Below are 17,774 nucleotides of genomic sequence, written 5' to 3'. Positions count from 1 at the left end.
TTATCCGCTACCCGGCCGCGAGGTTGGCCAGCACGTCGTCCAGGTCATCGGGCTTGACCAGCACGTCGCGGGCCTTGGAGCCCTCGGACGGGCCCACCACTCCCCTGCTCTCGAGGATGTCCATCAGCCGTCCGGCCTTGGCGAACCCCACCCGCAGCTTGCGCTGCAGCATCGAGGTGGACCCCAGCTGGAGCTCCACGACGAGGCGGCAGGCGTCCAGGACCAGGTCCATGTCGTCGCCGATGTCGTCGACCACCTTCTTCTCGCCCCCGCCCGCGACCGTCACGTCGTCGCGGTAGTTGGGCTGAAGCTGCGTGGAGACGAAGGACACCACATCCCGGATCTCGGACTCGTTGACCCACGCGCCCTGGACGCGGACGGGCTTGCCCGCGCCCATCGGCAGGAAGAGCCCGTCGCCCTTGCCGACGAGCTTCTCGGCCCCGGGCTGGTCCAGGATGACGCGCGAATCGGTCATCGACGACGTGGCGAAGGCCAGCCGGGAGGGCACGTTGGCCTTGATCAGGCCGGTGACGACGTCCGTGGAGGGGCGCTGCGTGGCGAGCACGAGGTGGATGCCTGCGGCGCGGGCGAGCTGCGTGATGCGCACCACGGACTCCTCCACATCGCGCGGCGCCACCATCATGAGGTCGGCGAGCTCGTCGACCACGATCAGCAGGTAGGGGTACGGCGCCAGGACGCGCTCCGAGCCCTCGGGCAACTTGACCTGCCCGGCGCGCACGGCCTTGTTGAAGTCGTCGACGTGCCGGAACCCGAAGGCCGCCAGGTCGTCGTAGCGCAGGTCCATCTCGCGCACTGCCCAGGCGAGGGCCTCGGCGGCCTTCTTCGGGTTGGTGATGATGGGCGTGACCAGGTGCGGGATGCCCTCGTAGTGGTTGAGCTCCACCCGCTTCGGGTCCACCAGGAGGAGGCGAACCTCGTCCGGGGTGGCGCGCATCATGATGGAGGTGATCAGCGAGTTGATGAAGCTGGACTTGCCGGAGCCGGTGGCGCCGGCCACCAGGAGGTGCGGCATCTTGGCCATGTTGGCCACCACGAAGCCACCCTCGACGTCCTTGCCGAGCGCCACGGTGAGCGGGTGGTGGTCGTTCTTCGCCTTCGGGGAGCGCAGCACGTCGCCGAGCGAGACCACCTCCTTGTCCAGGTTGGGGATCTCGATGCCGATGGCGGACTTGCCGGGGATGGGGGTGAGGATCCGGATCTCGTTGGATCCCACCGCGTAGGCGATGTTGTCCGCCAGGCCCGTGACCTTGCTGACCTTGATGGCCGAGCCGAGCTCCACCTCGTAGCGGGTGACGGTGGGGCCGCGGGTGTAGCCGGTGACGCGCGCGTCGATCTCGAACTCGCGCAGCACGTCCCCGAGCTGGCGGACCACCTTGTCCGAGGCCTCCGTGCGCGACTTCGGCTTGGAGCCGGTGGCCAGCGTCCGGTCGTCGGGGAGCGTGTAGACCATGTCTCCGCCGAGCTGCAGCTGCTCGGCCTTGGCCGGCGGGGGCGTGTGCGGCGGCGGATCGAGCTCGCGGTGCGCCTCGGTCTTGGGCCGGCCGGGAGCGGGCCTGACCTCGGGTTCGGCGGGGAGGAGATAGCCCTCGTCGTCGATGTCGTAGACGGCCTCCTCGGAGGGTTCGTCGGCGGGATCGGCCACCAGCGGCGTGTCGTAGGGCACGTCGACGCCCAGCTTCAGCTTCGGGCGCGACTCGTCGGCGTCGCCGTCGGTCTCGACGAGGGCGCTGACAAGGCCCTTCGCCCCGGCAGCCAGCTCATGCAGCGGGCGCCCGATCACCACGAGCACGCCGAAGAGGGTGACCAGCACCAGGATCGGCACCGTGACCCAGACGGTCAGCAGTTCCACCAGCAGGCTGGAGGCCACGTGGCCGACGATGCCCCCGGCCTCACGCAGCGCGGTCATGTCGCTGGGCTGGGGCATCCCACGGTTGATGTGCACCAACCCGAGGACGCCGATGGTGATGAGGACCCAGCCGAGTCCCGTGCGCGGCGCGGCATCCACATCACGCGGATGGCGCAGCACCCGCCACGAGCCGTAGAGCAGCACCGCGGGGACCACCACCGAGAGCGAACCGAATACCGTCGAGATGCCGTCCCCCAGGCCCTGGCCCACCGGGCCGGGCAGGAGGAACCAGAACCGGGCCGCCACCACGATGCCGAGCGCCAGCAGGAACAGGCCCCAGCCGTCGCGGCGGAGCTTGGGGTCCACGTCCTGGGCGGCACCGCCGAAGCTGCGCGCGATCCAGCCGACGCCCCCGGCGAGCCCGCGGAACGTGGCGCCGATGCCGCGGGCCAGGGCCCGCATGGCGCGGCTGAAGCCGCCGGGGCCCTGGGGTGGCGCCGCCTTCGCGGGCGCCGGACGGCGCGACGAAGAGCCGGACCTCGACGGGGAGGCCGGCTTCTTGGTTGCCGTTGTCTTGCTGGAACGCGCAGCACTGGTCGAAGAGCTCGACTTCGTGCTGGCGCTCCGCGTGGGGGAAGAGCCGCGGGACGCCATGCGTCCCAACCTAGCCCAGGCCCGCCGCGTGGCCCGTATTTGCCCCGGCCGTTCGGCGGATCCGGCGGGTCAGGCGAAGTGGTCCCAGCCGAGGCTGCCGTCGAAGTGGGCGCCGTCGACGAGCACGCCCCGGCCCTCACGGACCACCCCGACCCTGCGCCATCCGACGGGGAGGGGGGCTCCGGGCGGGAATGTCGCGGCGAGTGCGTGGTCCTCTCCCCCGGCCATCACGAAGCCCAGCCCGGGCTTGCCTGTGGCCGCGGCCACCCGCTGGACCGCCTCGGGAACGGCGAGTGAGGAGGTGTCGACGTCGATGAGCACGTGGCTGGCCTCGGCGATGTGGCCGAGATCCGCCAGGAGTCCGTCTGAGACGTCGAGCATCGCGGTGGCCCCCGCCAGGGCGGCCGCGATCCCCTGCCCGTACGGCACGGTGGGGGTCAGCTGCTCCGCGACCAGCTCCTTGGGTGAGCCGAAGCCGCGCTGCAGCACCGCGAGCCCTGCACCCGCCCAGCCGAGGCGCCCGCAGACCGCCACCACGTCTCCGACCCGGGCACCGGCCCTGGTCACGGCAGGCCTGCCACCGAGGTCTCCGAGGGCCGTGACGCAGATGGCGATGTGCGCCGACGACGACAGGTCTCCGCCCACCAGGCTCACGCCCGCCTTGGCGCACTCCTCCTTGGCGCCCTCCTCGAACTCGGCCACCCAGTCCTGGTCCAGGTCCTTGGGAAAGGCCAGCGCCACCACCACGGAGCTGGGCCGTGCCCCCATCGCCTCCACGTCGGAGACGTTGACCGCCACCGCCTTGCGTCCCACCGCGCGGGCGGGCGACCACTGGCGCTTGAAGTGGACGTTCTCGATCAGCATGTCGGTGGTGACGACCACATGGCCGGCCAGGTCCAGGACCGCGGCGTCGTCGCCCACCGAGAGCACCACGTCGTCGCCGACGACGAGCCCCGAGGTGATCCGTTCGATCAGCTCGAACTCACCCGCCACGTCAGCGCAGCCCCACCGGGCGCGCCAGCGCCAGGTCGATCAGGCGACCCACCAGCTCGGGATAGGTCATGCCCGTCTCCTGCCACAGGGTGGGATACATGGAGATCTGCGTGAAGCCGGGCATCGTGTTGACCTCGTTGATCCACGCGCCCTGATCCGTGACGAAGAAGTCCGCGCGGACGAGGCCCTCGGCGTCGACGGCGGCGTAGGCACGCTTGGCCAGGGCCTGGAGGCGTGCGGTGAGTTCCGGGGGGATGTCCGCGGAGGCGTCCAGCGCGGCGCCGTTCTCGTCGATGTACTTGGCCTCGAAGTCGTAGAAGCCGTCGGCCGCCTGGACCCTGATCTCACCGACGCCGGAGGCGCGGCAGCCCTCTGCGTCCTCCGGGTCTCCCAGCACCGCGACCTCGAGCTCCCGCGCCCCGGTGAAGCCCTGCTCCACCACGATCTTCGGGTCGAAGCGCTGGGCCTCGTCGATGGCCGCGTCGAGCTGGTCCGGGCCGGTGACCCGCGAGATGCCCAGCGATGATCCGCCGCGGGCGGGCTTGACGAACAGCGGGTAGGTGAGGTTCTCGTTGATCTCCCGGACGACGGCGGCCCGGTCGTGCCGGAGGCGGTGGCCCGACGCGGCCACGTAGGGCCACACCGGGAGCCCTGCGGCCTCGAAGGCCACCTTCATGAAGTGCTTGTCCATGCCGACGGCCGACGCAGTGACGCCGCTGCCGACGTACTTGATGCCCATCAGCTCGAACATGCCCTGGATGGTGCCGTCCTCGCCGAAGGGGCCGTGCAGGAGTGCGAAGGCCACGTCCACCCCGTTGATGTCGACCAGCTTCTCGCCGGAGCGGGTGGCCACCTCGCAGCCGTGCTCGCCCACCATCCACACCGCGTCGTGCTCGGGGTCCGCCACCTCGGGGACCTTGCCGTCGACGATCCGGTAGCCGGCGATCACCTCGAGCGGGACCTGCGTCCACCGGCCGTTGCGGCTGATGCCCACGCCCACCACGTCGAAGCGACTACGGTCGATGGCCTTGAGGACGCCGGAGGCCGTCAGGCACGAGATGCCGTGCTCCGATGACTGGCCGCCGAAGATCAACGCCACGCGGATGCGGTCGCTCACTGGTCCTCCTAGGGGTGATGCGAGCGGCAGTCTACTCGGAGGGTCGCGGCTTCTTCGGCACGCGCCTGCCCACCCTGATGTCGAAGCGGTCCGTGGGCGGCTCCTCCCCGCGGAGCTTGCCCACCATGTCCGTCAGTACGTCGAGGATCTCGTCGGTCACCGCGTCGAGCACGTCCGGGGTGGGCTTCATGCCCATGTAGCGGCTCAGATCGATGGGCGGGCCGGCCATGATGGCCACGTCCTTGCGGCGGCCGAAGATCCGCCGGAACTCGAGCTTCTTCTGGCCGAGGATCAGGTTGGCCCCGATCTGTGCGATGGGGACGACGGGCGCCCCGGAGGAGAGCGCCAGGCGCGCGGCCCCCCGTCGGCCGGTCATGGGCCACACGTCCGGGTCTGCCGTGATGGTGCCCTCGGGGTAGATGGCCACGGCCTGCCCCTTCTCCAGGGCTTTCGCCGCGTGGGAGAGCGAGTCCCCCGCACGGTAGGTGCCGCGATGCACGGGGATCTGCTCGCACTGGGTGGCCACCCAGCCGAGCACCGGCACCTTCCAGATGTCCGACTTGCCCAGGAATCGCGGCCACCGGCCGCTCCAGATCACGAACCCGCCCAGCACGATGGGGTCGAAGTTGGAGATGTGGTTGGCCACGAGGATGACGCCGCCGGTGGGCGGGATGTTTTCCTGCCCGGCCCAGGTCTGGCGGGCGAAGATCGGCACCCCGGACCGGGCGAGGTGCCCGATCAGGTGGTAGACCCAGGGAGCGGGCTCATGGTTGACCTTGCGCAGCGGGCGACGCCAAGGCTTCGCGACGGTGACCGGTTTCGTCATTGGGTCATCATGGCAGGTGGCCGCCCTCAGCCGTCGATCCTGAGCCGGAAACCGCGCAGCCAATATCCGGCGATGAGGTCGTCCCAGCCCACGTCGGGCTCCCGTAGGATCCGCGGCCGGCGTCGGAGGAGGCGGGTGAGGAGCACGTCGGATTCGAGGATCGCCAGCGGCTGTCCGGGGCACTTGTGGGCGCCGTCGCCGAAGCTGAGCCCGGCCTCGTTGACGCCGGCGGCGGTGTCGCGGTGGGGGCAGAGGTGGAGCGGGTCCTCGCCGACTGCGTCCGGGTCCGCGTTCGCGGTGCGCACGAAGATGTCCACCAGGTCTCCAGCGGCCATGGTGCAGGTCTCGCCGCGGTCGGTCACCTCGATGGGCTCCTGGACGCGGCGGTAGAGGTGCCCGACGACAGGCTCCAACCGGATGATCTCGTTGAGAATGGCGTGCCGCTCCGGCTGACCCGCCACCAGGTACCGCTCCCGAAGGGCGTCGTCGCCCAGCAGGTGCAGAGCGGCCATGCAGATGAACTCCCGGGTGGTCACCATCCCGGCGGTGCCGTACGTGACGCACTCGACGAGGATCTCGATGTCCGAGTAGTCCTCCGCGATGAGGTGGCTGATGATGTCGTCCTGGGGCTCCTTGCGCCGGGCGCGGATGGCGGGGCGGGCGTCCTGGAGGTGGAAGCGGGCGATGGGCAGGAGCCCGTTGAAGGCCGCCTTCGCCCATTGCAGATTGGTGCGGCCGAGGCCGGGCTTGGTGATGTCGAACGGGGGCTGGTTGAAGAAGCTAACCAGCCGCTTGGCCATCTTCTTCGGCGGCGCTGCCGTGAGCCCGACCACCTCGGCGGTCACTTCGACGGTGTAGTGGAGCGCGAGCTCGTCGAGCGTGATCTCCGGGCCCGCCTCGTCGAGCAGCCTGTCCGCGCAGTCCTCCATCTGCGTCTCGTAGCGTCTGGTGACCACCACGGGGGCGAAGAACCGGGCAACCTTCTTGCGCTGCTCGTCGTGCATCGGCCCGTCAGACATGAGGATGGGGTGGTGTGTGAGGTAGCCCTTGGGGATGGCCTCGGCGGTGAATCCGGCCTGGGTGGTGGCGTGCCGGGCGCGGAGCACCTGTTGGGCGGCGGCGAGCGACCTGATGCGCCACACTCTCTCGGTCCGCTCGACGCGCGGCCCGTCGGGCTCTCCGGGTCGCTCGACCCGGCGGTGTGCCCCCCGGCTCATCGCCCGGCCCCGATCGCCGCGGCGTCTCCGGGTACAGACGGCAGCGGGACGGCGCTGACGTAGACCCGCACCCGGCGCTCATCCGGACGGGCGGCCAGGTGGGCTGGGGTGGGGCCCGCGGCCTCGCGCAGGCCCTTCGCCTCCTCGGTGTGCCGCTCGACGACGGCCAGCAGTTCGTCGCTGAGCGCCTCGAGTTCGTCTCGGGTGAGCCACGCGCTGGTGGATCCCAGCACGCTGGCGTCCCGCCAGCCCTCAGGGTCGTCCTCCAGCGCCTCGACGGCGGCGTGCAGCGTGTCTGCCTGGTTGTCGATCATCCACCGGTTGAGGGTCCGCACGGTGTGGGTATCCGGGTCTGCCACCTTGTCGTAGGAGAAGCCGACGGCGCGCCACCAGCGCTCGCGCCCTGTCCCCTCGCCCGCGACCTCCTCGACGAAGCCGAACTTCGCGAGCTGCCGGAGGTGGTAGCTGGTCTGGCCGCTGCTCTCCCCCGTCTCGCGCGCGAGGACGCTCGCGGTGGCCTGCCCCTGGTCGCTGAGAAGGCGATAGAGCTGCATGCGCAGGGGGTGCGCGAACGCCTTGATCTGCTGGGCCGTGGCCGGCCGGGAATGGGTCTTGCGCTCGGACATGATGCAGAGGTACCTTTGCAGAGAAATCTTTGCATAGCTTCTTCTGCATCAGTCTACTGGAGGGTCTCATGGCCGTGCGTCCCCTGGATCGACGATTCCGCGTCCACCTGTCCACCGTCGCGCTGGCGAACCTGGCCGACGGCGTGGTCGCCACCGGCGTGCCGCTGCTGGCCGTCACCCTGACCCGCTCCCCGGCGCTCATCGGGCTGCTCACCGCGGCCGTCTGGCTGCCATGGCTGCTGGCCGGCATCCCGGCGGGGGTGCTGGTGGACCGATGGGACCGCCGTCGCACGATGCTGGTGGCGCTGACTGTGCGCGCACTCCTCCTCGCCTCGGTCGCGGTGGTGGGCGCCGCGGGCGGGCTGAGCATCTGGTGGCTGGTCGGCTTCGCGCTGGCGTACGGGTTCACAGAGGTGTTCACGGACCTGGCCGCCCAGGCGCAGGTGCCCGCACTGGTCGGCCGGGACGGAGCGACGCTGCGGAGCGCGAACTCGCGGCTGCTCGCCGTCGAGCAGGCCGCCGGCGGGTTCGTGGCCCCGCCGGTGGCAGGACTGTTGGTCGCCGTCGGCGCGGCGTGGGTGACCGGGGTGCCGGCGCTCATCGTCGTCGGGGCGGTGGTTGTGCTGGCGCTGGGGCTCCGGGGCCGGTTCACCGCCCCTCGCCCGGCCGTCGACGGCGAGGGTGAGGCCGGCGCCGCAGCAAGGGCCGGGTCGCTCCGCCGCGAGCTCGGGGAGGGCCTCAGCGTCCTGTGGCGGCATCGGGTGCTGCGCCCACTGCTCATCGCCGCGGGCCTGTGGAACTTCGCCTCGACCGCGCTGTCCGCCGTCATCGTGCTGTGGATGGTGGGTCCGGGCTCGGCCGGCGGGCTGACGCCGCAGGAGTGGTCGCTGATCCTGGTGGCCATGCCCGTCGGCGGGCTGTTCGGCAGCGTGGTCGCGGGGCCACTCACGTCTCGATGGCCGGAGATGCGGGTGCTGGTGGCCTGCTGGGGATCCGCCGGCCTGATCAACCTGCTCCCCCTGCTGTGGCCGGCCGCCTGGTCCTTCGCCCTCTTCCTCATCTGCGCGGGAGTGTTCGGCGTCGTCGGCAACGTCGTCAGCGGGTCGCTCCGGCCGCGGATGGTCGAGGAGCGCCTCCTGGGCCGCGTGCACGGCGCCGCCCGCGTGATCGGCTTCGGCACCATGCCGCTGGGGGCCGTCGTGGGCGGGCAGGTGGCGCAGTGGTTCGGGATCCCTGCGGTGTTCGTCGCGGTGGTGGCGCTGATGCTGGTCTCGACGGCGATTGTCGCGGTGCGGGTCCCGCAGCCCGTCGTCGACCGGTGGGAGCTGCGGCCGACCCATGTCGGGGCTGGCGCACCCGACCACGTCGCCGCCTGATCGGATCTCGGGCCTGGATAGCCACCCGCCGGTCTGTCACTCGTGCGGGGCCGGCGGTGCGGCCTGCGCGCTGGGTCTGGGGGTCCCTGTCCCCGGAACGGAAGGATCGAGAGGGCCCAGTGTGGACACGGCGATGACGACGCCCGCCAGGAAGGCCATCGCCAGGACGACCACCAGGGCGAGCAGGCCGTCCCGAACGGCGTCGAGGAGCCGGAGGGAGGCACCGGTGGGAATCCGCATCGTGGTCATGCCCCAAGGGTCCGGCGCGCCGGACCTGAGATCATCCGTGCCAGCACGGATTCCCATCAGCAGCCGGGCGGCGCACACTTTTCCTATGGTGACTCTGCGTCGAGTGGCCGGCGCCGCAGTCCTCGCGGCTGCCACCCTCAGCTTCATCCCTCCAGTCCTGAGCGTGCAGGACGAGGGATGGCAAGCGGTGCCCACCCTCGTCCTGCAACTCCTGACGGCCGCCGCCGCCCTGCTGCTGATGCGCATCCCGGAACACCGCCCGGACGGCTGGTGGATGGCCGGCGCCACGACGTTCATCGGGTTGAGTGCGATCGACCAGGAGGCCTTCCACTGGGGGTACTGGATCCAGATCGTCTTCATGGTGAAGTACGGCGCGGCGGCCTGTCTGATCGTCCCCTTCCTGCGATTTCCGGATCACCCGGCATCACCGCGCAGTGTCCGCCGGCTGGGCCGCGCAGCATGGCTCGTGTTGGTCGGGCTGATGGTTCTGGCCGCGCCGCTCTGGAGCCCGTCCATGAACGCCTACCAGGGACCACCGATCGGGTGGCTGACGCTCTACCCCTGGGAGGCTGCCGCTCGATTCCTGCCTGCGGCAGTGCCGTGGCTCCTCCTCCCCGTCGTGGTCGCGTTCACGGTCCTCCAGTGGCGTCGGCAGCGGACGGCCGGCGGGCCCAACGGCCGCGTGGTTCGGCTCCTGGCGGTACTGACGACACTCATGGCGTGGGGCTACCTGGTGACGATCGTCCTCGAGCAGCGCGAGGCTGCATGGGAGGTGCAGAACGTGGCACGCGTGGGCCACACGACGTTCACCGCAGCCGCTCTCCTGACCATCCTTCTGGTTGCCGTCACCGTCACACTCCGCCGGGCGACGTTCCTCGACGATCTGTTGGCCACCGCCGGCCAGGCGCCAGCACTCGAGACCGTGCTCAGGAGGCATACGGCAGACCCCACCCTGCGGCTCAGGTTCCTGACCGACGACGGCTGGACGGACGCCACCGGACACCTGGTGGGGGACGAGCCTGCTCCCCCGGGCCGCGTGCTGCATCCGGTCGTGATGGAGGCGGGCCGGCCCGTCGTCGAGGCAGAGCTGGATGATCGGCTCGACCCGCGGCACCGATCCGTCGGGTCTCTGCTCGACGCGGCGGGGGTGGTGCTGACGCAATCACGGCTGTCCGTCCAGCAGGCCGCGCAGACGATCGAGCTGCGAGACTCGAGGGCGCGGATCCTGGACTCCGGCGTCCGGCAGCGGCGGCAACTGGAGCGAGACCTGCACGACGGCGCCCAGCAACATCTCCTTGCGGCCCAGGCGGCCCTGTCCCGCGCCGAACTGCTGCAGGGACCCGGCGCGGCCACTCAGGCGCTGGAGGAGGTGCGTGAACGTCTCACATCCACGATGGCGGAGCTGCGAGGACTCGCGCGAGGTCTCCACCCGGCCATTCTGAGCCAGGCGGGCTTGGGGGCCGCCCTGGATTCACTGACCGAAATGTCCGACAGGGTGAGCGTGGAGGTGGCGCCGGAGCTGAAGGGGCGCCGATTCGCGCCGGTGGTCGAGGCCACAGCCTGGTTCGTGGCGTCCGAGGCGGTGGTCAACGCGCTCAAGCACGCTGACGGCACCGTGCGCCTCCGGGCCGTGGTGGACGGCGAGGAGCTGGTCTGCCAGGTGACGGACCAGGGTCCAGGTGGCGCGGTCATCGTGCCGGGCGGAGGGCTCGCCGGGCTGCACGACCGTGTCCGGGCAGCAGGGGGATCCTTCCACGTGGCGAGCAGCCCCAGCGGAACCGACGTGACAGCCCGGCTCCCCGCCACCCCGATCGGGCCGCAGTGAACCGGCCGCTCACCGTCGCGCTCTGCGACGACTCGGGCATCTTCCGTCAGGGGTTGGCGCTGCTGCTGGACGCCGCCGGGGTCACCGTGGTCGCGTCCGTCGCGTCCGGCGACGAGCTCTTGGCGACCCTCCGGCGAGCTCGGACCGACGCGGTGCTGGTGGACGTCCGCATGCCGCCGACTCACACGGACGAGGGGATCCGCCTTGCGGCACAGCTGCGCCGGGAGTACCACGACCTGGGGATCCTGGTCCTGTCGACCTACGCGGAACCCGTCTGGGCCATCCGGCTCCTGGAGAGCGTTCCCTCCGGGGTCGGCTACTTCCTCAAGGACCGCGTCGCGGACGCGCGCGCTCTCGTGGACGGCCTAGTTCGGGTGGCAGCGGGCTCGGTGGCACTCGAACCGCTGGTGGTCTCGGCCATGATGGGCGCCGCCAGTCACGCGGATCCCCTCATCCGGCTCTCGGACCAGGAGAGGCGCGTGTTGGCGCTGCTCGCCCAGGGGCACTCGAACGAATCCATCGCGCAGCAGATTCACGTCTCCGAGAGAACGGTGGAATCCCATGTCGCGGCGATCTTCCGTTCACTGGATCTGGCCCCAGACACAGCCGTCAACCGTCGCGTCCAGGCGACGGTGGCGTTCCTGGAGGCCAGCCGCAGCCAGGGACGCTGAGGGAGGCCTCACCGGCATGGCCGTCTCCAGCCGTCCAGGAGCTCAGCGCTGAAGCCCCGCAGGGTCCTGGTAGGGGTCGGTGATCTCGCGGAGCCGGGTGAGCGCCTCCCGGAGCTGGGCCATCCGTCGTCGCCCGAGGTGGGCGGTCCATTCGGCCTCGATGGCGGCTTCCTCGGCCCGAGCGATCGGGGCCGCCTCGCGTCCGCGGGGGCCGATCCTGACGAGGCGGACGCGGGCGTCGGCGGGGTCGGCGACGCGCTCGACATACCCGGCACGCTCAAGCCTGTCGATCAGTGCGGTCGCGGTCTGCTTGGCGACCTGCGCCTGGTCCGCCAGGTCGGAGATCCGGGTGCCGTCAGGTCCGATCCGCGCGGCGATCCGGGCCTGTGCGGCCGTGATATCGGTGTACCCGGCCCGATGCATAGCGGCGAGAATCCTGGTCTCGGCCGCACGGTGGGCGATGAACATCAACACCCCGACATGGAGTTCCTCGGTCATTTCCGACCCCTTGATCTGATCCCATCAACGAACTATCGTTGATTCCAACATCGTACTATATTCGGCCACCCCCAACAGAGAGACACGACGATGGACGACGACACGCTCTGGGAGAGGATCGACACCCAGCGGCTGCGGACCGCGGACCTGCTTGAGCAACTCACCGACGCCGAGTGGCGGCATCCCTCACTGTGCGGGGGGTGGACGGTCCGCGACGTCGCAGCCCACCTGACCCTGCAACAGATGGGGCTCGGTGATCTGTTGCGGATGCTGCCGAAGTACCGCGGTGGCGGCATGAACCGGCTCATCGACGAGTCCGCCCGCGCCAAGGCGGCCGCGCCGGTGGACCTGCTGATCGCCGACATCCGGGCCATGGTCGGCTCCCGCCGCCACAACCTCGGCGTGACGAGCCGCGACACCCTGATCGACATCATCGTCCACGGCCAGGACATCGCTCTCCCCCTCGGCCTGGACCTTTCGGTTCCGGTGGACGCGGCCGCCGAGGCTGCCACGCGGGTATCCACCCTCGGCACACGGATGGCGTCGGTGTTCCGTCCGGTGCCGTGGCGAGGCTTCCGGTTCACAGCCACCGACACCCACTGGTCAGTCGGCGAGGGCCCCGAGATCACCGGTCCCATCCTGGCCATCCTGTTGCTCCTCACCGGACGCCCCGTCGCGCTGCCCCGGCTGGAGGGCGAGGGTCTCGCTTCACTGCGCCAGAGCCTGGGGAGCGGCTGACCCCATGACCGGCCACACCGACCGGGTCACGGTCATCGACGTCTACGCCGATCCGGTCTGCCCCTACGCATGGATCGTGTCCCGCTGGCTCGAAGAGGTTGCCCCCTCTCGGCCTGTTGAACTGCGACACCATGTGATGAGCCTGCGCATCCTCAACGAGGGGCATCATCAGGGCACCGCCTACCAGGCCAACGTCACCCGGACCGCCGGACCGTCGCGGGTGTTCACGGCTGCTGCCGTCCACGTCGGCGAGGGGATCCTCCGTGATCTGTACACCGCCTTCGGCACGAGGTGGTTCGCCCGATGGAGGCGTCCAGACCCCGACGCGCTCCGCGGCACCCTGGAAGCCGCCCTCACTGATGTGGGGCTACCCGCCTGGCTTGTCGAGGCAGCCGACACCGACACCTACGACGGGGCGCTGGCGGACAGCCACGCGGACGCCGTGCGAGGTCTCGGCCGCGGCGCCGGCACCCCGATCCTCCACCTCGACGGCATGCCCTGGTTCGGACCCGTGCTCGACGCGATCCCCGACGGGCAGGAGGCCCTCGACCTCTACGACGCCCTCCTGACGCTCACGAGGCACGAAGCCTTCTCCGAGCTCCGGCGAGCCCGCTCCCGACCACCACGGCTCCCGAGCAGTCATTGAGGACCTCTGACCGGCCTGACGGTATCGCCCACGTGGACGCGACCTGCCTTCGTCACGACGCCGTCCACCCCGAACACGAGCTCGTTGCCCTGGCGGCGATAGTCCGCCAGGGCCTTCAACCCCTCGGTGCGACCCCTGCCCGTGTCGGGATCCAGGTCGATCACCCGGCAGCGAGCGATCGCGCGGCGCACCTCGACCTCGGCCTCTCCCAGGGCAATCCGACGCCCGATCCAGCCGTCTTCGAGGTGCGGCGCGTCCGTGTGCACGGTGAACGTGGCCCGCAGCTGCGCGTCGAGGACCGGCATCCCGGCCCTCCGGGAGAGTTCGACCACCGAACCGCTGGTGATCAGGCTGACGCTGGCTCCGTAGACCACGTCGCCCCCTCCTGCACGCGCCAGCACCACGTCGCGGCCCAGGAACGAGGAGTAAGCCTCGGCCCAAGGCCCGTCGACGATCTCGAGCGTCACCCGACGCCCCCAGTAGTCGACAGCGCGGGTCTCGCCTGTGAACCCCGGCGCTCCCTCCACCACCGCCCCGGGCAGCGTGGCGGTCAACAGACCGTCGGCCCAGGTGGCGGTGGTCTGCATGAGGGTGGGGTTCTCGACGGTGCGGATCACCCTGCCGCGCACAGGGTCCACGAGGCAGAACACCCGGTCTCCCACCGGCCCGGCCAACGTCAGGTCCACGAATGGCCGCGGCACGTGGCGGGCCCCCTTCAGCGAGGTGAAGCCGATCCGGGAGACGTTCACGTGCGCCTCAGGCCGCCTGGCCTGCAGCGTCCGCTCATCTGTCACGCAACGATTGTGCCGCAGTTCACCGGTTGCGCCCGACCTCAGGCCGGGAGAACGAGTTGCCGGGCCGGGTGGATGTCGTAGTCGGCCATGTAGTCGAACACGCCTCGCAGTTCGATGCGAGCAGCGTCCTGGTAGTAGGGGCCCTGCGCCCCGCAGGCAATCCGCGACTCCGATCCTCAGCCCTCGAGGAGGCCCAACTCCAGCGCCCGCAGCACCGCCCTGGTCCGGTCCCGTACCCCGAGCTTGAGGAACACGCTGGACAGGTGGTTCTTCACGGTCCCCGAGGCCAGGTGCAGGGCGGCCGCGATCTCCGCGTTCGAGTAGCCCGCCGCCGCTAGACGCAGCACGTCGGTCTCGCGCGCCGTCAGCGGCTCGGGGCGTTCGTAGGCCTCGACACCGGCGGGGTGCGCCGCGGCCGCGCGGAACAATCGATCCGTCAGGCCGGGCTGTAGCAGCGTCCCGCCGGCCGCCAGAGTGCGGATCGCTCCTACGAGCTGGTCGAGGGTGACGTCCTTGAGCAGGTAGCCGCGGGCCCCAGCGCGAAGTGCCCGCAGGACGAGCTCGTCGTCATCGAACGTGGTGAGCACCAGCACCGGCACGGTCGAGCCGCGCTCCGCCAGCGCCTCCAGGGTGGCGATGCCGTCGCGGCGAGGCATGCGAAGGTCGAGGAGGAGCACATCGACATCGGTGTCGGCCAGGAGCGCGAGGGCCGCGTCGCCGTCCTCCCCCTCGCCCACCACCTCGATCTCGTCACTCAGCCCCAGCAGGCTGCGGATCCCCTGCCGAACCAGCGTCTGGTCGTCGACGAGGCCCACCCGAATCATGGAGCCGGCACCCGGGCGGTCACCGTGAAGCCATGCCCCGGCGTGGACTCCAGTTCGAGCTCCCCGCCGAGTGCCTCGAACCTCTCCGCCATCCCGGTCAACCCGTGGCCGCGCTCGATGCGGCGCACCCCGGCTCCATCGTCATGGGCACGCAGCCTCAGCCCGTCGTCGTCGGACACCACCTCCACCTCGAGTTTCGTGCCGCCCGAGTGCCTCACCGTATTGGTGGCGATCTCCTGGACCGCCCGGACGACAGCGAGCCTGCGCGCGTCGTCGAGGGGCGACCGCTCCTCCACGCGCAGGTCGACGGAGAGGCCGAGCCGCTCCATCACGTCGCGCAGGGTGGGCTCGAGCCCGGTCCGGGTGTCGCGCAGCTCGCCGACGGTTGTCCGCACGTCCCCGAGGAGGTCCTTCGCGATGGTCCGGGCGCGGAGGACGTGTTCCCGCCCGGCCCCGCTCACCTGGTGGGTGGCCACCTCGAGCTCCAGGGCGAGGGCGGTGAGCTGGTGGCCGAGCACGTCGTGGAGGTCACGCGCGATGCGGAGCCGTTCCGCCTCCCGGCTCGAGGTGGCGAGCAAGGCGGTAGCGGCGTGGAGGTCTGCGTGCGCGGCGGCGAGCTGGGCTCGCGCAGTGGCCTCCCGCCGGGCGGTGGTGACCACGAGCGCGGCGAACACCTGGAACGCCAGATACGCGAGCGTCTGGAACACCACATCGCTCGGTTCCCACCCAGCAAGCACCCCACCGACGGGGATGACGAGGGTCTGCGCGGCGACCAGTGCCACGACGGCCCTTGACTGCAGGTCGAACGCCGCGACCGCCGTCGTCACCACTGACAACAGCGCGGTCCAGCCGAGGTGCGGCGCGAGGAGCCACATGGAGGAAGCCGTGAGGAACAGCACCGCGACCGTCACGCCGGCCGGCCACGGCGGCCGGCGGCGGATCAGTTCGGCACCCACCAGGAACACGCCGAGGTAGATGAGGTAGGCCGCCCACCAGGCGGCGATGATCACCGGGTCGACGCTGATCTCCGCGCGCGCGGCGAGCACGGCCACGCCCACCACCAGCACCGCCACGAGGCCGGCGCCTGCGCTGAGGACCTCCTCCGCCTTGTTCGCCACATCCCGATGCTACGAGAGCCGGGCGCGCCGGGGGACCTGCCATTGGTCATGGGTGCATCTGGTGCCATCCGGCACATCCGCCCTCCCCCACCCCGTCCCTAGCGTGGTGGATGACGAAAGGAGCGCATCATGACAGTCCTCGAGATGGAGGCGGTGCGGAAGGAGTACGGAGAGGTGACCGCCCTCGACGGGATGGATCTCGCCGTGGAGCAGGGCGAGATCGTGGCGGTGCTCGGCCCCAACGGGGCGGGCAAGACCACCACGTTTGAGCTTCTGCTCGGGCTGATCCGCCCGTCCGCCGGCTCGGTGCGGGTCCTGGGCGAGGAGCCCGGGCCCCGGGTGCGCGGCCGGATCGGGGCGATGCTGCAATCGGCCGGGCTCCCCGAGCAGGTGACGGTGCGCGAGCTCGTCCGGCTGATCGGGCGGAGTTACCCGCAGATGCTCGACGTCGACGACGTGCTCGGCCGCACCGGCCTGACCAAGCGCGCCCGCCGCACCGTCACCACCCTCTCGGGAGGCGAGCGCCAACGCCTGCTCCTGGCTCTGGCCCTGGTGGGGGCGCCCGAGCTCCTCCTGCTCGACGAGCCCACCGCGGCCATGGACGTGGCGGCGAAGCGCACGTTCTGGGAGCAGGCCCGGGCGCTGGACGGCGCCACCATCGTGTTCGCCACCCACGACCTCGCGGAGGCGGCCGCGGTGGCGGATCGCGTGCTGGTGGTTTCCCAGGGCCGGCTCGTCGCGGACACCACCGCCGACACACTCACCAACCACGGCAACGAGGACCTCGAAGAGGTCTTCCTCGCCCTCACCGCGGAGCGATCCTCCGCCCTCGACGACGGAGACGACCGATGACCACCAACCATTCACCCTCACGCCAGGGCGCCCCGACTGCGCCCACCCGTCGCGCCGCGCGACCCAACGGCAGCCTCGCCGGTCTCGCCCTCCTGGCGGCGGCCACCGAGCTGCGCGCCAGCCTGCGAACGCCTGAGTTCGCCGCCGGGGCCATCGCGATCCCCGTCATCCTGTACGCGATGTTCGGGCTACCCAACGCCGACGGCGTCCTGCCGGGCGGCACCGTCGTCGGCCTCGTGATGGCAGTGTCGATGTGCGCCTACGGCGTGGTGTCGCTGGCCATCTTCACCTTCGGCGAGGACGTCGCCAAGGAACGCGGCCGGGGCTGGACGCGGACCCTGTCCGCCACGCCGTTGCCCACCTGGGTGTATCTCGTGGGCAAGCTCGCCAATGCGCTGGTGCTCGGCACCGTCATCGTTGCGGCCATCGCCTCGCTCGCGTTCCTCCTGGGCGGGGCCGACCTCCCATTCGGCACCTGGGTGCAGGTGTGGCTGCTCATGTTGGCCGGCGTGCTGGCGTTCAGCACTCTCGGCTTCGCGATCGCCTTCGTCGCGCGGCCACGCGCCGCGGCCATGATCGCCAACCTCGTGTTCCTGCCGTTGGCCTTCGCGTCCGGGTTCTTCGTGCCCATGAACCAGCTGCCTCAGGTCCTCCGCGACATCGCGGCCTTCCTACCCACCTTCCACTTCGGCCAGCTGGCCCACCACCTGGTGATGCCCGCCTCGGACGTCGCGTTCTGGACCGGCGCCGAGACCCGCCCGCTGTGGGTGCACGTGGTGTGGGTGGCGGGATCCGCCGTCGCCCTCGGAACGGTCGCCCTCATGGCGTCGCGCCGCGAGGCCGTCACCCGTCGTGGGTGACTGCAACCCGCCGGTTGGCGTCG

Annotated in this window: 18 protein-coding genes; 7 read left to right on the top strand and 11 right to left on the bottom strand. The window is 70.8% G+C overall.

Going from position 1 to position 17,774, the window contains the following annotated elements; genetic code table 11:
• Positions 1-7: 7 nt before the first annotated feature.
• From H5398_RS09105 to H5398_RS09080, 6 genes are all read right to left on the bottom strand, one after another.
• The gene (locus H5398_RS09105) at positions 8-2,521 is read right to left on the bottom strand and encodes a DNA translocase FtsK (RefSeq protein ID WP_182784277.1); all 2,514 of its coding nucleotides are present in this window, start codon (positions 2,519-2,521) and stop codon (positions 8-10) included.
• A gap of 69 nt (positions 2,522-2,590) precedes the next feature.
• The gene (locus H5398_RS09100; RefSeq protein WP_182784279.1) at positions 2,591-3,514 is read right to left on the bottom strand and encodes a thiamine-phosphate kinase; all 924 of its coding nucleotides are present in this window, start codon (positions 3,512-3,514) and stop codon (positions 2,591-2,593) included.
• 1 nt (position 3,515) lies between these two features.
• Positions 3,516-4,631 carry a D-alanine--D-alanine ligase family protein gene (locus tag H5398_RS09095; RefSeq protein ID WP_182799790.1) on the bottom strand — a complete coding sequence of 372 codons (1,116 nt, stop codon included), beginning with the start codon at positions 4,629-4,631 and terminating at the stop codon, positions 3,516-3,518.
• A gap of 31 nt (positions 4,632-4,662) precedes the next feature.
• The gene (locus H5398_RS09090; RefSeq protein ID WP_182799789.1) at positions 4,663-5,457 is read right to left on the bottom strand and encodes a 1-acyl-sn-glycerol-3-phosphate acyltransferase; all 795 of its coding nucleotides are present in this window, start codon (positions 5,455-5,457) and stop codon (positions 4,663-4,665) included.
• 26 nt (positions 5,458-5,483) lie between these two features.
• Positions 5,484-6,599, bottom strand: a complete 1,116-nt coding sequence (locus H5398_RS09085; protein WP_370585809.1) for a cytochrome P450 — start codon at positions 6,597-6,599, stop codon at positions 5,484-5,486.
• Between the two features lie 71 nt (positions 6,600-6,670).
• Positions 6,671-7,300 carry a helix-turn-helix domain-containing protein gene (locus H5398_RS09080; protein ID WP_182799787.1) on the bottom strand — a complete coding sequence of 210 codons (630 nt, stop codon included), beginning with the start codon at positions 7,298-7,300 and terminating at the stop codon, positions 6,671-6,673.
• 68 nt (positions 7,301-7,368) lie between these two features.
• On the opposite strand from H5398_RS09080, the gene H5398_RS09075 reads away from it, so the two are divergent.
• Positions 7,369-8,676, top strand: a complete 1,308-nt coding sequence (locus H5398_RS09075; protein WP_182799786.1) for an MFS transporter — start codon at positions 7,369-7,371, stop codon at positions 8,674-8,676.
• A 36-nt stretch (positions 8,677-8,712) separates the two neighbouring features.
• Here the strand turns inward: H5398_RS09075 and H5398_RS09070 are convergent, their stop codons facing one another.
• Positions 8,713-8,925 (bottom strand): hypothetical protein, encoded by a 213-nt coding sequence (locus H5398_RS09070; RefSeq protein ID WP_182784289.1) that lies wholly within the window; start codon positions 8,923-8,925, stop codon positions 8,713-8,715.
• An 85-nt stretch (positions 8,926-9,010) separates the two neighbouring features.
• Here H5398_RS09070 and H5398_RS09065 point away from each other — a divergent pair, with 85 nt between their 5' ends.
• The gene (locus H5398_RS09065; RefSeq protein ID WP_182799785.1) at positions 9,011-10,750 is read left to right on the top strand and encodes a histidine kinase; all 1,740 of its coding nucleotides are present in this window, start codon (positions 9,011-9,013) and stop codon (positions 10,748-10,750) included.
• Positions 10,747-11,421, top strand: a complete 675-nt coding sequence (locus H5398_RS17785; RefSeq protein WP_182784292.1) for a response regulator transcription factor — start codon at positions 10,747-10,749, stop codon at positions 11,419-11,421. Before H5398_RS09065 ends, H5398_RS17785 begins: the two co-directional genes overlap by 4 nt.
• Before the next feature lie 42 nt (positions 11,422-11,463).
• On the opposite strand, the gene H5398_RS09055 is transcribed toward H5398_RS17785, so the two are convergent.
• The gene (locus H5398_RS09055) at positions 11,464-11,919 is read right to left on the bottom strand and encodes a MarR family winged helix-turn-helix transcriptional regulator (RefSeq protein ID WP_182784294.1); all 456 of its coding nucleotides are present in this window, start codon (positions 11,917-11,919) and stop codon (positions 11,464-11,466) included.
• Between the two features lie 90 nt (positions 11,920-12,009).
• Here H5398_RS09055 and H5398_RS09050 point away from each other — a divergent pair, with 90 nt between their 5' ends.
• Both H5398_RS09050 and H5398_RS09045 read left to right on the top strand, forming a co-directional pair.
• A complete protein-coding gene (locus H5398_RS09050; RefSeq protein ID WP_182784296.1) occupies positions 12,010-12,657 on the top strand; it encodes a maleylpyruvate isomerase family mycothiol-dependent enzyme in 648 nt (215 codons plus the stop codon).
• A 4-nt stretch (positions 12,658-12,661) separates the two neighbouring features.
• Positions 12,662-13,303, top strand: coding sequence for a disulfide bond formation protein DsbA (locus tag H5398_RS09045; protein WP_182784298.1), 642 nt, complete (start codon positions 12,662-12,664; stop codon positions 13,301-13,303).
• On the opposite strand, the gene H5398_RS09040 is transcribed toward H5398_RS09045, so the two are convergent.
• From H5398_RS09040 to H5398_RS09030, 3 genes are all read right to left on the bottom strand, one after another.
• Positions 13,297-14,097 (bottom strand): MOSC domain-containing protein, encoded by an 801-nt coding sequence (locus H5398_RS09040; protein ID WP_182799784.1) that lies wholly within the window; start codon positions 14,095-14,097, stop codon positions 13,297-13,299. The genes H5398_RS09045 and H5398_RS09040 overlap by 7 nt on opposite strands.
• A gap of 176 nt (positions 14,098-14,273) precedes the next feature.
• Positions 14,274-14,921, bottom strand: coding sequence for a response regulator transcription factor (locus H5398_RS09035; protein WP_182784302.1), 648 nt, complete (start codon positions 14,919-14,921; stop codon positions 14,274-14,276).
• Entirely contained in the window at positions 14,918-16,039 is a 1,122-nt protein-coding gene (locus H5398_RS09030) for a sensor histidine kinase (RefSeq protein ID WP_182784304.1), read from the bottom strand. Before H5398_RS09030 ends, H5398_RS09035 begins: the two co-directional genes overlap by 4 nt.
• A gap of 129 nt (positions 16,040-16,168) precedes the next feature.
• On the opposite strand from H5398_RS09030, the gene H5398_RS09025 reads away from it, so the two are divergent.
• Together H5398_RS09025 and H5398_RS09020 are read left to right on the top strand one after the other, a co-directional pair.
• Positions 16,169-16,891 carry an ABC transporter ATP-binding protein gene (locus H5398_RS09025; RefSeq protein ID WP_182799783.1) on the top strand — a complete coding sequence of 241 codons (723 nt, stop codon included), beginning with the start codon at positions 16,169-16,171 and terminating at the stop codon, positions 16,889-16,891.
• Positions 16,888-17,751, top strand: coding sequence for an ABC transporter permease (locus H5398_RS09020; RefSeq protein WP_182799782.1), 864 nt, complete (start codon positions 16,888-16,890; stop codon positions 17,749-17,751). Before H5398_RS09025 ends, H5398_RS09020 begins: the two co-directional genes overlap by 4 nt.
• Positions 17,752-17,774: the final 23 nt, after the last annotated feature.

Source organism: Tessaracoccus sp. MC1679 (assembly GCF_014164775.1).
GTDB lineage: Bacteria > Actinomycetota > Actinomycetes > Propionibacteriales > Propionibacteriaceae > Arachnia.
Note: the sequence above shows the minus strand (reverse complement) of the source record. Positions and strands in the feature narration are given on the sequence as shown.

Bases quoted from the DNA above. Each gene is read 5' to 3' on its own strand.
- H5398_RS09105 (WP_182784277.1), bottom strand. From the start codon at position 2,521: ATGGCGTCCCGCGGCTCTTCCCCCACGCGGAGCGCCAGCACGAAGTCG.
- H5398_RS09090 (WP_182799789.1), bottom strand. From the start codon at position 5,457: ATGACGAAACCGGTCACCGTCGCGAAGCCTTGGCGTCGCCCGCTGCGC.
- H5398_RS09080 (WP_182799787.1), bottom strand. From the start codon at position 7,300: ATGTCCGAGCGCAAGACCCATTCCCGGCCGGCCACGGCCCAGCAGATC.
- H5398_RS09075 (WP_182799786.1), top strand. From the start codon at position 7,369: ATGGCCGTGCGTCCCCTGGATCGACGATTCCGCGTCCACCTGTCCACC.
- H5398_RS09070 (WP_182784289.1), bottom strand. From the start codon at position 8,925: ATGACCACGATGCGGATTCCCACCGGTGCCTCCCTCCGGCTCCTCGAC.
- H5398_RS09065 (WP_182799785.1), top strand. From the start codon at position 9,011: ATGGTGACTCTGCGTCGAGTGGCCGGCGCCGCAGTCCTCGCGGCTGCC.
- H5398_RS09055 (WP_182784294.1), bottom strand. From the start codon at position 11,919: ATGACCGAGGAACTCCATGTCGGGGTGTTGATGTTCATCGCCCACCGT.
- H5398_RS09050 (WP_182784296.1), top strand. From the start codon at position 12,010: ATGGACGACGACACGCTCTGGGAGAGGATCGACACCCAGCGGCTGCGG.
- H5398_RS09045 (WP_182784298.1), top strand. From the start codon at position 12,662: ATGACCGGCCACACCGACCGGGTCACGGTCATCGACGTCTACGCCGAT.
- H5398_RS09035 (WP_182784302.1), bottom strand. From the start codon at position 14,921: ATGATTCGGGTGGGCCTCGTCGACGACCAGACGCTGGTTCGGCAGGGG.
- H5398_RS09025 (WP_182799783.1), top strand. From the start codon at position 16,169: ATGACAGTCCTCGAGATGGAGGCGGTGCGGAAGGAGTACGGAGAGGTG.
- H5398_RS09020 (WP_182799782.1), top strand. From the start codon at position 16,888: ATGACCACCAACCATTCACCCTCACGCCAGGGCGCCCCGACTGCGCCC.